Annotated in this window: 12 protein-coding genes; 10 read left to right on the forward strand and 2 right to left on the reverse strand. The window is 64.2% G+C overall.

Annotation, left to right across the window (positions count from 1 at the left end; all coding sequences use genetic code 11):
• Nucleotides 1-131 precede the first annotated feature (131 nt).
• From GPJ75_RS23065 to GPJ75_RS23110, 10 genes are read left to right on the forward strand one after another with little or no spacing between them, the layout of a single operon-like run.
• Nucleotides 132-635 (forward strand): MaoC family dehydratase, encoded by a 504-nt coding sequence (locus tag GPJ75_RS23065; RefSeq protein ID WP_163271783.1) that lies wholly within the window; start codon nt 132-134, stop codon nt 633-635.
• Nucleotide 636: 1 nt separating this feature from the next.
• Nucleotides 637-1,803 carry an acyl-CoA dehydrogenase family protein gene (locus GPJ75_RS23070; RefSeq protein WP_163271785.1) on the forward strand — a complete coding sequence of 389 codons (1,167 nt, stop codon included), beginning with the start codon at nt 637-639 and terminating at the stop codon, nt 1,801-1,803.
• Entirely contained in the window at nt 1,800-2,279 is a 480-nt protein-coding gene (locus GPJ75_RS23075) for a MaoC family dehydratase (RefSeq protein WP_163271787.1), read from the forward strand. The genes GPJ75_RS23070 and GPJ75_RS23075 overlap by 4 nt, the downstream gene beginning before the upstream one ends.
• Nucleotides 2,280-2,281: 2 nt before the next feature.
• Nucleotides 2,282-3,502 (forward strand): CaiB/BaiF CoA transferase family protein, encoded by a 1,221-nt coding sequence (locus GPJ75_RS23080; RefSeq protein ID WP_163271789.1) that lies wholly within the window; start codon nt 2,282-2,284, stop codon nt 3,500-3,502.
• A 30-nt stretch (nt 3,503-3,532) separates the two neighbouring features.
• Nucleotides 3,533-4,444: an HpcH/HpaI aldolase/citrate lyase family protein gene (locus GPJ75_RS23085; protein ID WP_163271791.1), complete on the forward strand. Its 912-nt coding sequence runs from the start codon at nt 3,533-3,535 to the stop codon at nt 4,442-4,444.
• A gap of 16 nt (nt 4,445-4,460) precedes the next feature.
• Nucleotides 4,461-6,188 (forward strand): UGSC family (seleno)protein, encoded by a 1,728-nt coding sequence (locus GPJ75_RS23090; protein WP_163271793.1) that lies wholly within the window; start codon nt 4,461-4,463, stop codon nt 6,186-6,188.
• Nucleotides 6,189-6,206: 18 nt separating this feature from the next.
• Nucleotides 6,207-6,959 carry an SDR family NAD(P)-dependent oxidoreductase gene (locus tag GPJ75_RS23095; protein WP_163271796.1) on the forward strand — a complete coding sequence of 251 codons (753 nt, stop codon included), beginning with the start codon at nt 6,207-6,209 and terminating at the stop codon, nt 6,957-6,959.
• 51 nt (nt 6,960-7,010) lie between these two features.
• Nucleotides 7,011-7,967 (forward strand): ornithine cyclodeaminase family protein, encoded by a 957-nt coding sequence (locus tag GPJ75_RS23100; RefSeq protein WP_163271797.1) that lies wholly within the window; start codon nt 7,011-7,013, stop codon nt 7,965-7,967.
• Between the two features lie 46 nt (nt 7,968-8,013).
• The gene (locus GPJ75_RS23105; protein WP_163271799.1) at nt 8,014-8,721 is read left to right on the forward strand and encodes a dienelactone hydrolase family protein; all 708 of its coding nucleotides are present in this window, start codon (nt 8,014-8,016) and stop codon (nt 8,719-8,721) included.
• A 12-nt stretch (nt 8,722-8,733) separates the two neighbouring features.
• Nucleotides 8,734-10,647, forward strand: a complete 1,914-nt coding sequence (locus GPJ75_RS23110) for a tripartite tricarboxylate transporter substrate-binding protein (protein WP_163271801.1) — start codon at nt 8,734-8,736, stop codon at nt 10,645-10,647.
• Nucleotides 10,648-10,692: 45 nt separating this feature from the next.
• Here the strand turns inward: GPJ75_RS23110 and GPJ75_RS23115 are convergent, their stop codons facing one another.
• Both GPJ75_RS23115 and GPJ75_RS23120 read right to left on the reverse strand, forming a co-directional pair.
• Nucleotides 10,693-12,072: an MmgE/PrpD family protein gene (locus GPJ75_RS23115; protein ID WP_205602619.1), complete on the reverse strand. Its 1,380-nt coding sequence runs from the start codon at nt 12,070-12,072 to the stop codon at nt 10,693-10,695.
• Nucleotides 12,073-12,141: 69 nt separating this feature from the next.
• Nucleotides 12,142-13,518, reverse strand: coding sequence for an MmgE/PrpD family protein (locus tag GPJ75_RS23120; RefSeq protein ID WP_163271805.1), 1,377 nt, complete (start codon nt 13,516-13,518; stop codon nt 12,142-12,144).
• Nucleotides 13,519-13,521 lie beyond the last annotated feature (3 nt).

Below are 13,521 nucleotides of genomic sequence, written 5' to 3' on the forward strand. Positions count from 1 at the left end.
GTACGCGGCTGTGCCCCGGAATGGAGGTGCTGCGGGTAGGGAGCGTGAAGCCGGATAGCTGCGCGGCTGGCACGCAACTTGCGTTCATCAGGAAGCAAATTCGGATGGCCGAGATGCCGAGGATGAGAACAATGAACAACAAGACAGATGTCGTACCGGATTTCATCGAGAAGGCAGTCCTTTGGGAGAAAGGAAGCGCCTTCGAGGATTTTTCCATTGGGCAGATCTTCGAACACCATTGGGGGCGGACGATCACCGAAGGCGATAACGCGCTCTTCACGACGCTGACGCTTCACTACAACCCCCTCTACTTCAACGCGGAATATGCCAGGGCGCATGGCCATCCTGGCGTGGTGGTTGCACCGATGCTGGTCTTCAACCTCGTGCTCGGACTGACGGTCGAGGAGCTCAGCGAAGGCGGAGGCGCCTTCCTCGGGGCAGACAATCTTACCTTCCACACTTCCGTCTATCCCGGCGACACGCTGACGGCGCGCAGCACGGTCGTCGACATGAGGGAATCCAAGTCTCGGCCCGACCGGGGGATCGTCACCTGGCACACCGAGGGCATCAACCAGCGCGGGGAACTCGTGGTCGACTACCGCCGCGCGAACTTCAAGATCAAGCGGAAAGCCTGACATGGGATACATGACCGAAGAACGGCGAATGATACAGGAACATGCACGCGAATTCGCGATGCGGGAGGTCCTGCCGATCGCCAACAAGCTCGACCCCGAAAAGGGCGACATCCCGATGGAGCTGCGTGAGAAGATGGCCGAACTCGGCTACTTCGGCATCACCATTCCCGAGGAATACGGTGGTCTTGGTCTCGGTTATTTCGAATACTGCCTGGTGGTCGAGGAACTGGCGCGGGCTTGGATGAGCGTCGGCAGCCTCCTGGCGCGCGGCAACAGCCTACCCGGTTGCGAGGTCTGGCCCGAGGATAGGCGGAGGGATTACCTCAGCCGTATGGCGCGTGGTGAGTTCCTGCGCTGCACCGCGATTTCGGAACCTAACGCCGGATCGGATGCGGCGAATATCTCTTGCCGCGCCGTGCGTGACGGGGATTCCTGGTTGATCACCGGTCAGAAATACTGGTGTACCTTCGCCGACGGTGCCGACTGCATCGTCCTCCATGCCCGCACCGACCCGAACGTGGATCCGGAACGACGGCACCGCGGGATAAGTACCTTCATGATCGAGAAGCCGCGCGGCGGATTCCCCGAGGGGTGCGTCGGCAACCCGATCCCGAAGATCGGATACTTCGGATGGCGCACCTATGAGCTGTCCTTCGACAACTGCCGGGTGCCACATGAGAACATGCTCGGCGAGGAGGGGCGGGCGTTCTACAACTTCACGGGTGCGCTCGAGCGCGCGCGGGCCAACACCGCAGCACGGGCCATTGGTCTGGCGCGCGGGGGGCTTGAGGATTCGATCGAGTATTCGCAGCAGCGGGTGCAGTTTGGCCGCCCGATCTCGGACTTCCAGGCGATCCGCTTCAAGATCGCCCAGATGGCCGCCGAGATCGAATCCGCGCGGCAGCTGCTGTACTATGTCTGTGAGGAGATCGACACCGGCCGGCGCTGCGACATGGAAGCGTCGATGGCCAAGTGGTTCGCCACGGAAATGGCCGAGCGTGTCACCAGCGAGGCGATACAGATCCACGGCGGCGCCGGCTACACCACGCATTGCGCTGTGGAGCGCTACTGGCGCGATGCGCGGGTGACAAAGATTTTCGAGGGAACGTCGGAGATCCAGCTGCGAATCATCTCTGACCGACTGCTCGGTGCGGGAGGGAAACGATGAAGTCTTCGCTTACTGGGAACGACAACTATCTTGAGAATTTCCATCCGGGCGCGATCCACAGGCACGCCCGAGGCAAGACGGTCACCGAGCTCGAGAACGTGCAAATCACCAACATGGTGATGAACACGGCACAGTCGCACTTCAATGAAGACATAATGACGCGCGATCCGCGCAAGCATCGTCTCGTCTATGGGGGAGTCACCGCCTCGATCGCCATCGGTCTGGCCGCGGAGGACACGGCGGAGAACGCGTTGGCGGAACTGTCGATGGATAAGATCCGCTTTCCTGCCTCGGTGTTCCACGGCGATACGATCTACGCCTTTACCGAGGTCCTCGCGGTCGAAGACAGCCCCGATCGGCCCGACGCGGGCATCGTGACCTTCCGGCATTGGGGGGTGAACCAGAACCAGATCGTCGTCTTCGAGGGCGAACGCAGAGTGCTGATAAAGCGAGGCAGCCATTGGCAGGACAAGTGACCATGGAGACCGGGGCTGGCGCGCTTGACGGGGTGATAGTCGTCGATCTGACGCAGCACCTGTCCGGGCCCTATTGCACGCAACTGCTCGCGGACCAGGGCGCGACCGTCGTCAAGGTCGAGCCGCCCTCGGGCGACAGCATCCGCCATGCCGGGCCGTTTCATGCCGACGACCCGCTCCAGGCCTATGGTGGGTATTTCCAGAGCGTCAATCGCAACAAGCTCGGGATCGCTGTCGATCTCAAGAATCTGGAGGGCGTCTCCGTCTTCAAGGAGCTCGTCCGCCAGGCCGATGTCGTTGTCGAGAATTACCGGGCGGGCGTGATGGAGCGGCTGGGTCTTTCCTATGACGTGCTGAGGGAGATCAACCCGCGGTTAGTCTATGCAACGGTGCGCGGCTTCGGCGATCCGCGATCGGGACGCAGCCCCTATTCGGACTGGCCGTCCTACGACGTGGTCGCGCAGGCTTTCGGCGGAATCATCGGGATAACCGGCGACGATCCGGAGCATCCGGCAAAGGTCGGCCCCGGTGTCGGCGACATTTTCCCCGGCACTCTGACGACCGTCGGCATCCTCTCGGCGCTTTACCGCGCGCAGAAGACCGGGCAGGGGCAGTTCGTCGATGTCGGCATGGCCGACGCGATCCTCGCGCTTTGCGAACGGATCGTCTATCAGCATTCCTACCAGGGGCGCGTGCCCGCCCAGGAAGGTCGGATTCACCCCGTGTTTTCGCCCTTCGGGATGTTTCCCACCAAGGATGGCTTCGTCACCATCGCCGGCCACCTCGACGCCTCCTGGGCGATCCTGACACGCGAAATGGGGCAGCCGGAACTGGCGTGCGATGCCCGTTTCTGCGACCGTCATGCGCGGGTCAGGAACAACCATCTCGTCTACGAGGTGGTAAGCGCTTGGACCAGCCGGCACACCAAGAAGGAGCTGCTTGGCATTCTGGGCGGAAAGGTTCCCTTCGGCCCAGTCTACAACATCGCGGAAATCTTCGATGACCCGCATTTCAAGGCGCGCAGGATGCTGGTTCCGGTCGAACAGCCGGGCATCGAAGCGAAAGTGGTGATTGCCAACACGCCGATCCACATGAGCGGGACCCCCGGTGGCGTGCGCCACCGCGCGCCGCTGCTAGGAGAACACACCGACGACGTCCTCGGGCGGTTCGGCTTCTCTCCGGCGGAGATCGATACGCTGCGCGAATGCGGAGCGGTGAAATGAGTGCATCATTCACAAACAATGGAAGTTGATATGACCCACCAGCGTCCCATGCGGCTGCGTCGCGTCGAGCTTGCGGTGCCGGCCTCGAACGAAAAGGTAATGGCCAAGGCTGCGGCCAGCGAAGCCGATCTCGTGTTCCTCGACAACGAGGACTCCGTCGCGCCGAGTGCCAAGGTCGAGTCGCGCGAGAAGATCGTCCAGGCCCTGAAGAATCTCGACTGGAGCGGCAAGACCACCTGTGTCCGGATCAACGAGCTTGGCAGCGAATGGGCCCATGAAGACATCATCCACGTGGTCGATAATGCCCATGAGCAGCTGGACCTGATCATGGTTCCCAAGGTCAGGACGCCCAGCGACGTTCTGTTCGTCGACACGCTGCTGACCGGGATCGAGAAGAAGCTGAAGCTGACGAAGACGATCGGCCTTGAGGTCCTCATCGAGGAGGTCGAGGCGATGATCAACGTCGAGGCGATCGCCCGCTGCACGCCGCGGCTCGAGGCACTGATCTTCGGAATGGGCGACTATTCCGCCTCGCAGGGTGTCGACCGCAAGGCCATCGCCGCTGGTGAATATCCCGGCGACCATTGGCATTACCAGCGTAGCAAGATGGTGATCGCCTGCCGCGCGGCGGGGATCGAGGCTGTCGACGGACCGCAGGGCAATTTCCGCGACACCGAGACCTATGCGCGCGAGGCGGCTCGGGCGCGCATCCTGGGCTGCGTCGGCAAATGGGCCATTCACCCGGTACAGATCCCGATCGCGCTCGAGGCGTTCACCCCGCTGCAGGAGGACGTCGACCTGGCCAGGCGCATTGTCGGGACCTTCAAGAAGGCCGAAGCGGAAGGGCAGGGCACGATCGTCATCGACGGCGTCATGTTCGACGCCGCGTCAGTGCGCAGCCGGCAGAACATCGTCGATCGGGCTGACCTGATCGGAATGTAAGCGTGGGGAGAAAGCCATGAAACAGCCTGAATACGAGGTGGTCTGGCCGCTCGGACCGACCGTTGGCATCGAGAAATCGACCGCCGATGGACTGCCGAATCTCAATGGCAAGACCGTCGTCGAAGTGTGGGACGGGGTGTTTCGAGGCGACGAGGTTTTCCCGATCCTGCGGGAGGAGCTTCGCAAGGCCTTCCCGGAGGTGAAGATCGTTCCCTTCGAGACGATGGGAATCCCTTATGGCGACATAAAGCAGTACGTCGCCAAGCTGCCGGATCGCTTGCGGGAACAGGGTGCCGATGCGGTCATCGTCGGGGTCGGCGCCTGTGGCGGCTGCACACCCAAGGTAATGTGGATGAGCATGGCCGCCGAACAGGCCGGCATACCGGCCGTGTCGATCATCGCAACCGGGTTTCTTGCGCAGGCACGCACGTTTGCCCGTGGACTTGGCGGGGAGGACACTCCGCTTGCCGAATATCCCGGCGTGCCCATGGTCGATTCTGCCGAAGCGCTACGGCAGAAGGTCATCTCCACGATCGCCCCGAAGGCGATCGAAGGGCTTTGCAGTCGGGGTGAGACAGGTGATGCGGGTGACGGCGAGCCGAACCGGAGCGACATCGTCTATCGCGGATCGCTTGATGGCGTGCACGAGTTCTTCGAGGAGAAGGAGTGGTCGGACGGTCTGCCGATCATTCCGCCGACCCGGGACAGGGTGGAGGAATTCCTGCGCTTTACCGACCGCGCGCCGGACGAGGTGCTCGGCGTCTGCTATCCAGAGTCGCGTGAGGCCACGGTCTGGAACATCGCGGTCAACGGCGTCATGGCAGGTTGTCGCCCCGAATATATGCCGGTGCTTCTGGCCGTCGTCGAGGCGATGATCGATCCGACCTTCAAGATGGAGCTCGGCGGTACCACGCCCGGGTGGGAGCCGCTCGTCATCATCAATGGCCCGATCGTCAAGGAACTCGATTTCAATTACGGCTCCGGCGTGATGCGGGTCGGGCGGCGTGCGAATACCAGTATCGGGCGTTTCGTGCGCCTCTACATGCGCAACCTGTCCGGACTCCGGATTCATGCGCATGGCGGCGAAGGGGGTGGCACCGATAAGGGAACGATCGGGATGTCGTTCAACATGGTGCTCGCCGAGAACGAGGATGCCGTACGGGATATTGGCTGGCAGCCCTTCAGCGCCGATTGTGGCTTCGAGGCGGGCGAGAACGTTGTGACCGTCCAAAGCTGCATGTCGATGACCCAGCCCGTCTATACCGGCGGCAAGAAGGCGATCGAGCACATGGAGATTATCTTCGACGTGATCGGCGAGGCGATGAAGTACCGTTCCTGGGGTTACATCCGCGACCGGACCGCCTATCCGATGATCGTGATGAGCCCCAGTGTCGCCCGCGCCTTCGCGGAAGACGGCTGGAGCAAGCTCGATATCAAGACCTACCTCTACGAAAAGACGCTGATACCGGCCGGGTTGGCCGAGAGATACGCCCACGCCAACGGCGTCAACCATTACTCGATCAAGGATTATGTCGAGCGGGGTCTCACGCCTAGGGAATACTACGAATCCGATGACCCGAACCGGCTCGTGCGCTGTCTCGTCGAGCCCGAGCAGATCGGCATCGTGATTTCGGGAGATCCCGGGCGAAACCAGACCCGCGGGTATCCGCAGAATTCGAAAATCGGAATCCCGGTCAGCAAGCGAATTGAACTGCCACGGAACTGGGCGTTGCGGGCGGCGTGAAGGGAGGAAGGCAAGGATATGGATCTCGAGCTTGAAGGCAAGACGGCGCTGGTGACCGGAGGAAGCGCCGGGCTGGGCAGGGCGATCGCCGCCGGATTAGCGGGCGAGGGCGTGCGGCTCTGCATCGCCGCCCGCCGCCCGGAGATGCTCGAAGATGCAGCCGGGGAACTCGCTGCCATATCCGGAAAGCGTCCAGTCCTGGTTCAGGCCGACATGATGGAGAAGGGGGCGGCTGTGCGCCTGGCCGAAGAGGCGATCCGCGGCCTCGGCCACGTCGATATCCTGGTGAACTCCGCGGGCGTCGGGCGGCCTGTCAAGCTCGATACGCCGGAAGAGACCTGGGACGAGGTCATCATGATGAACTTCACAAGCCGCCGGCAGCTTATCCAGGCGCTCCTGCCAAGAATGATGGAGCGGGGCTGGGGCCGGATCATCAACATCACGGGGGGATCCGAGCCGACGAAGATCAATGCCGGCTTCTCCGGCAAGGCTGCGCTTCAGGCATGGTGCAAGGGGGTGTCGCGCGAGGTCGGGAAACACGGGATCACGATCAACGCGGTCGCGCCGGGGCGTCTTCTGAGCGAGCAGGCCTATCGCCGGTATACCGAGGAGGAGCGCGCCGCCTTCGCCGCGAAGGAGGTGCCTGTCGGTCGGCTCGGCTATCCCGGGGAACTTGCCAACGTCGCGGTGTTTCTCGCCTCGCCCAAGGCGAGTTATGTCACCGGCGCGGTGGTGCCGGTTGACGGCGGTATGCGTCGCTATGCGTTCTGATAATTCCCCGAAGATCGGCTGTGCGCCGGCAGGCAAGGTGGCGGGCGGCCCATGACCATCCTCATCACGGAAGAAGAGAGCCGCGATCTGATCGCGCTCGATGCCGCGATCCCGGTCATCGAGTCCATGTTTCGCTCGGCGGGCCAGGGTGAGACCGGGAATTCGGAGCGGTTCGAACTGCCGGCCGGGGACGGGTATCTCCTGTTCCGGGCCGGTTCGCTGCAGGCCGAAGGCCGCGTGGGATTCAAGCTGCTGTCGAGCTTCGGCTCCGGTCCCCGGCTCATGTGGAATTTCCTTTATGACACTCGCACGGGCGAGCTTCTGGCCATCGTCCAGTCACGCGCGATCAGCAAGCTCCGAACCGCGGCGGCGAGCGCCGTGGCTGCGAAATACCTGTCCCCGGCGACGGCCAGCGTCGTCGGCATGTACGGGACCGGTCGCCAGGCCGAGGCGCAGCTTGCCGCCATCTGCCGTGTGCGCCCGATCAAAGCGGCCATAGTCTATGGCCGCGATCCGAAACGGAGGACCGAGTTTTGCGGCGCTATGTCGGCACAGCTTGGCATCGATGTCAGCCCGGTCGCCGCGCCGCAGGAGGTGCCTCGGAACGCCGACATCATCGTGACGATCACCAATTCGGAAAAGCCGGTTCTCTCGGCCAACTGGCTTGAACGGCCCTGCCTGATCGTCGCCGTCGGCGCGAACGAATGGTACGAGCGGGAGATCGACGAAACCGTCGTCGCCCGCGCTGCGCTCGTGGTGGTGGACGACAGGGAGGATGCACGCCGGCACTGCGGCGATCTTCTCTATGCCGCGGCCAAAGACGCCTTCCGTTGGAAAGATGTGGTCACGCTTGGCGAGATCGTCGCGGAATCGGTCGAAACGCCGGCCTTCGGCGAGGGGATCATTCTCTTTGAATCGCAGGGGATCGCGCTCGAGGACGTGGCCGTGACCTCGGCCGTCTACGACGCGGCCGTCAATGCCGGGCTTGGCCGGGAGGTGAAGCTTTGAGGCCGCGGGTCACCGTTTTTCCGACAACCGGGAGGAGTGGAAGCTGATGACGACCAGATGGGAAACCACCACGGTCAACGGGTCACCCATGCGTGTCTACCTGGGCATTCCGGATCGCCCGCGGCGCCATCCCGGGATCATCGTCGCCCAGCACGGCTCGGGAGTCGACGCGTTTCTTCAGGACGTTGTGCACCGGCTCCACCGTGAAGGTTACGCCGTCGCGGCGCCCGAGCTGTTCCACCGTCAGCCGGAGGGGCTGGGTCTGACGGAGCGCCTCGTGCTCATGCGGGACGATGACCTCGTCGCCGACATCTCCGCCGCGATCGCGGTGCTGCGCGGGCTCGATCCGCATCTGGGGACTCTTGGCGTTGTCGGGTTCTGCATGGGCGGGCGGGTCTCCTATCTGGCGGCGTGCGCGATCCCCGGGTTCAAGGCTGCGGCGGTCTTCTACGGCGGCAATATCCTCAAGGCGTGGGGAGACGGACCGACAGCGCTGGAGCGCAGCGAAGGACTTGACTGCCCGCTGATTGGATTCTTCGGAGCCGAGGACAAGAACCCCTCGCCGGAAGACGTGAACCTGATCCACCAGGAGCTTGCCCGGCTCGGGAAGTGGCACGAGTTCCACAGCTATCAGGATACCGGACATGCATTCCTCAGCTTCGGAAATCCGGACCGCTACCGGCCGCGCGCTGCCCGCGGAGCCTGGGGCGAATTGCTGGCCTTCTTCGACGACCGTCTTTGGGACGCAGCCTAGGGACCGGGCCCGATGGACAGGATCCAAGAGCATCTTGTCGACCTGGCGCTAGCCGTGAAATTCGATGCGCTTTCCTGCGACGAGATCGCGCTGGCCAAGGCAGGTCTGGTCGCCTGTCTCGGGAACATTGTTACCGCCCTGTCGCACGACGTTTGCCGAACGGCCCACCGGCTGGCGGGTAGGTCGCCGCAGAGATGTGGCGCCGCGCTGATTGGAACGCGGACCGGAACCTCGGTCGAATTGGCTGCCTTCGCCAATGCAACGGCAGCGCTCTGCCTGGAGCCGGGTGACGACGCGGCAAGGCGTCAGGGCGTCATCGTGCCTGCTGTCCTCGCTTCGGCCGAAAGTGCCCAAGCCTCGGGCCGCATGCTGATCGAGGCGCTGGTGGCGGGCGAAAGAACGGCCTGCTGGCTTCAGAAGCGCTACCCGCTCTCGGACGGGTTCTCTCCAGCAAGTTTCGCCAGCATCGGCAGCGCACTCGGTTGCGGCAGGGTTTTCGGTCTGTCGCGGGATCAGCTTGGGCAGGCGGCGTCGCTGGCCGCGATGACATCCGTCTTCCTGCTGGAGACCGAACCAGGGTGCCCGCTGTCCTCACACCAGCCGGCCGGTGCCTACGCAGCCCGCGCCGGAGCCTTCGCGGCGTTGGCCGCCCGCGAGGGGATGACCGGGCCGGCGCGGCCCTTCGAAGGCAAGACCGGATGGGTGGCCGAACTGGCCGGAGAGGCTATCGCCGAGGATCCGGCCGTGGCCGGCATGGAGATCCCGACGGTCGCAAAAGCCCCCGTTGCGGAGAACCTCAAGATCCGGTTCGAGCGGCAGGTCGCCCCCGTTCTGGGCGGACGGAAGGCTGCCGATCTCTGGGACCGGATCTGGTCGGTCGAGGCTCTCCCCGAGGTCTGGATGGTTTTCGACTGCCTTCGCCGTCGGTGTATCGCCGCTGGCCTGAACCGGTCCAGCCCGACCGTGCCGAGCCTTGGAAAAGGACATAGCAGGAGGAGCGTATTGCCCGTGTCAGGATATCCAGACAGACCCATCCGAATAATCGTCCCCGGCTCGAAAGGCGGGCCCGGCAATATCATCGCAGATACGATTGCAGAGAAGCTATCGGCGGCCTTGTCGCAGCCCATCGAGATCGCGCCGGCGAAGAGCCAGACGGCCGGACTGAAGGAGACTGCCGAGGCGCCGCCTGACGGCTATACCCTCGGGATGGGGGGTGGCTCCTTCTTTCTAAGCGCTGCACTTTACAAGTCGCTGCCTTTCGATCCCCGCGCCGACTTCGCCCCGGTCAATCTCGTGGCCGGCATCGCCAATGTCCTCGTCGTGCACCCCTCTGTTCCGGTGCTCACGGTCGCCGAATTCATCGACTACGCCAAGGCGAACCCCGGCGTTCTCAAGTACGGCTCCAGCGGCTACGGAAGCCCTCCGCACATCGCCGGTGCGACCTTCGCCCGGATGGCCGGCATCGATATCGTCCACGTTTCCCACAAAGGTCATGTGGTCGCCGGGAACACCCTGGCAGAGGGAAAGGAACTGCAACTCATGTTCGATGCCGTCCCGACCGCCATGTCCCACATCCGGGCTGGAGAACTGCGTGGCCTTGGCGTCACCACGAGCCGGCGTCTGCCGGCCCTCCCGGACATCCCGACCATCGCGGAAGAGGGCCTGCCGGGTTACGAACTCAACCCGTTCATGGGAATGCTGGCCCCGGCAGGAACGCCGGAGGAGGTGCTGGAGAAGATCGCGGTCGAGGTCGGAAAGATTACGCGGATGCCCGACGTGCGGCAAAAACTGGAGGCCATCGGGATCGAGGCCGTCAGTTCGACCCGCAAGGAGTTCACGTCCTATATGACCGGCCAGTTCGCGACTTGGGCGAAGGCCCTCGAAGCGGCGGGCATCGAGCCTCTGGAGGCGCCCAAGATCGCCTAGCGCTATTCCCGCGCGCCGGTACTTGCCGCCGGCGCGCGTCCCGGCTCAGCCCTGCAGGAGCAGTCCGGACAGAAGCGCGGCGATATCGTCGACGCATTCCAGGTTCCACCACCGCTCGACGGCGTCCCGTGCCTGCCCGTCGGGCAGGATAGGCCCCGCCAACATAAGGAATTTCTTGTTTATCTGCGCGTCGGGTTTCGGCGCCGATAGATCATCGGCATCGCCGCCTGTCTCGGCCACTTCGCACGTGCCGTCGGTCCTGAATACCGTCAGGCGCGCTCTGTGCTCGTGGCGATCCGCGTAGGCCGCGGTGAAATCGGCGCATTCCTCCACCTCAACCTTCTGCATAAGGGACCGCACCCGCTCGTCATGGATCCGGTCTTCGTCGAAGGCGTGCAGGTCGAGCGCCCCGTTCGCAAGGATCGTTGACACGATGAAGGGAGCACTGTGGTCAGCGGTGTCGCGCGAATCCGGCGACCAGCGTTGTGCACCCGTACCGAAGCTCTTCTTCAGCTTGCCGTAGACCTCCAGCACGATGCGATCCACCTGATCCGCTTCGGCGATGGGCGCGAGCTTCTCTGTCGCCATGACGATGGGGTAGGCGGCACCGGGAATGGCGCGCAGCTTGATCCATGTATCGAGCATCCGGAACGGCCGTCCTGCGCCGCCCAGCGTGCCGGTGTCGTAATCACCGTCGGCGACGAGCCGAAGCCATCCAGCCGGTCCGTCGAACGCCCGATCAGACCCCCTGCCGCCCTCGGCGGCAAGCAGGGCGGCAAAGACGGCGGCGCGCGCCTGGTACCCGGCAGCGGTTTCCCGCGTCATCGCGGCAGGCCGGGAGCGGACCTCCTTCAGCACGTTCTCGTTCACGGCGGCCAGCGACAGGCAGGCCGCGATCCGTTTCTCGTCCAGGCCGAGAAGCTTCGCGGCCCCGGCTGCTGCCCCGATCCTGGCGCAATTGGTATTGTCGAAACCGGGATGCTCGAAATAGTCCCGCAGCCAGCAGAAGATCTCATAGGCGATCACGGTCGCCTCGATGAGCGCCTTCCCGCTTGCCTGCGCGTAATCGGCGGTGGTCAGCAGCGGGGGGATGCAGTCGGCCGGGTGCCCGACCTTCCCGTGTCGGTGATAGGCGTCGAGCGTGTCGACCCCGCGCGCCGCGATCGCGTTGGCGAATGCCGCGCGGTCGGGCGCCGCGAGCCTTGCGCATCCGATGACAGACGCGGCAAACGGGCGCCGGGCCTCTCCGGCGAGCCCACGCGCGAGCCGGGCCGCCGCGGAGCCGTGCCCAGCCAGAATGGCTCCCAGCGTGTCGAGGAGGAGAGCCTTGGCCTTGTGGGCGACCTCCGGTGGCAGATCCTCGTAGCGTAGGGCGCGCACATAGCCCGCCAAGCGGTGCAGGGTCCGGTCGCGGCGGTCAGTCATTGTGTCCATGTCGCTTGGCCTCGTCTTGGCTTGGAGTGGGCCATTCAGCCTACTGATCGTCTCTGGTTCTCATGGTTCTGGCGACGCGGCCGCCTCGCCATCCTTCAGATCGAGGAGCAGGTCCGCAATCGGCCGGTCGTCCAGGTCGAGGACCTGGCGGGCGAAGTCACGCCCGGATATCGGATGGCCGGCGAACGAGAAGCAATCCTCCACCTTGGCGATCAGTTCCTCCTCGGAAAGCGAGTCCTTGGCCCCACCGCGAAGCTGGTCGCACATGCGCTCCAACGTACGACCGTCGCGCAGTTTCAACTGCACACGTGCAAAGCGCGGCTTCGGCGGACCGGACTCCTCGCGCACCGCGATCCGCGGCAGGAAGTCCATCAATCTCGGTTCCAGCACCCGTGCCCCGTCAAAGGTGGACAGCCGGACGGCGCCGTCCTCCAACGCGGCCGCCAGCGTGTACTCCATGCTGAACTTTGCCTCGAGACCGGTCGTCGGCGGTCTGACGATGAGGGCGTCGAGTGCGTTGGCGCTGGCCACGACCTCGACGCTCTCGACTGCGGCCAGGTCGAGGCCGTGCTCTTCTCGCAGCGACAGCATGGCGTCGAGCGCGAGATGGATCGCATAGCAACATGGGTATTTCTTAACCTCGATGCCGGTGCGCTCGATCTCCCAGGTGTCGGTGCCCATGTGTTTAAACGCACGGGAAAGATCCTCGCCCGCGCCGTAGAGAGCGGCGTAGCCGGACGGGCCGTCGATGGCATCGGCCGACGCCTCAAAGCCGTCCTGCGCCAGCTTCACAGCCCGGATGGCTGCACGGGCGCATTCTCCGACATGGAAGGACTTCGCCATGGTTCCGAAATTCTGTCGGGTTCCCGCGGCCTGCGCGACCGCAAGTCCCAGGGCGTGTTCTGTCTGCCTTTCAGAAAGCGACAAGAGCGCGCTGCAGCCCGCGACCGCACCGAGTAATCCAAGCGTGGTCGTCGTGTGCCAGCCCTTGGCGTACTGGGATGCGGCCATGACCTTTGACATCCGTGCTGCTACCTCGAAGCCGACCGCATAGGCTTCTGCGAAATCCTTGCCAGTCGCCTCGACCTCGGGTGCCAACGCAAGCAGGGCAGGGACGACGGCAACGCTGATATGGCCCCGCATGGGAGCCATAACGTCGTCGTAGTCGAGCACGTGAGAGGCAATGCCGTTGAGCCAGCCGGCCTGCTCGGGCGGCAGTATGGTTCCGTCGATCCATGAACGTGACCGGCCGCGGTTGGCATCGGCCTGCACGTAGCGCCGCGCGATCCTGACCGCCGGCTCATTGCGCCCCGCGACGGCGACTGCGACCGTGTCCAGCAGCGCCCGGAAGGCCAAGGTGCGGGCGCAGGGCGGAAGCCGGTGTGACGGGCGGGCGGCGAAGGCCGCTATGCGGGACGACGCGTTGACCATGTTCATCCG

Source organism: Chelativorans alearensis (assembly GCF_010993735.1).
Classification (GTDB): Bacteria; Pseudomonadota; Alphaproteobacteria; order Rhizobiales; family Rhizobiaceae; genus Chelativorans; species Chelativorans alearense.

Coding starts and splice junctions, on each gene's coding strand:
- GPJ75_RS23065 (WP_163271783.1), top strand. CDS start 132: ATGAACAACAAGACAGATGTCGTACCGGATTTCATCGAGAAGGCAGTC.
- GPJ75_RS23070 (WP_163271785.1), top strand. CDS start 637: ATGGGATACATGACCGAAGAACGGCGAATGATACAGGAACATGCACGC.
- GPJ75_RS23075 (WP_163271787.1), top strand. CDS start 1,800: ATGAAGTCTTCGCTTACTGGGAACGACAACTATCTTGAGAATTTCCAT.
- GPJ75_RS23080 (WP_163271789.1), top strand. CDS start 2,282: ATGGAGACCGGGGCTGGCGCGCTTGACGGGGTGATAGTCGTCGATCTG.
- GPJ75_RS23085 (WP_163271791.1), top strand. CDS start 3,533: ATGACCCACCAGCGTCCCATGCGGCTGCGTCGCGTCGAGCTTGCGGTG.
- GPJ75_RS23090 (WP_163271793.1), top strand. CDS start 4,461: ATGAAACAGCCTGAATACGAGGTGGTCTGGCCGCTCGGACCGACCGTT.
- GPJ75_RS23095 (WP_163271796.1), top strand. CDS start 6,207: ATGGATCTCGAGCTTGAAGGCAAGACGGCGCTGGTGACCGGAGGAAGC.
- GPJ75_RS23100 (WP_163271797.1), top strand. CDS start 7,011: ATGACCATCCTCATCACGGAAGAAGAGAGCCGCGATCTGATCGCGCTC.
- GPJ75_RS23105 (WP_163271799.1), top strand. CDS start 8,014: ATGACGACCAGATGGGAAACCACCACGGTCAACGGGTCACCCATGCGT.
- GPJ75_RS23110 (WP_163271801.1), top strand. CDS start 8,734: ATGGACAGGATCCAAGAGCATCTTGTCGACCTGGCGCTAGCCGTGAAA.
- GPJ75_RS23115 (WP_205602619.1), bottom strand. CDS start 12,072: ATGACTGACCGCCGCGACCGGACCCTGCACCGCTTGGCGGGCTATGTG.
- GPJ75_RS23120 (WP_163271805.1), bottom strand. CDS start 13,518: ATGAACATGGTCAACGCGTCGTCCCGCATAGCGGCCTTCGCCGCCCGC.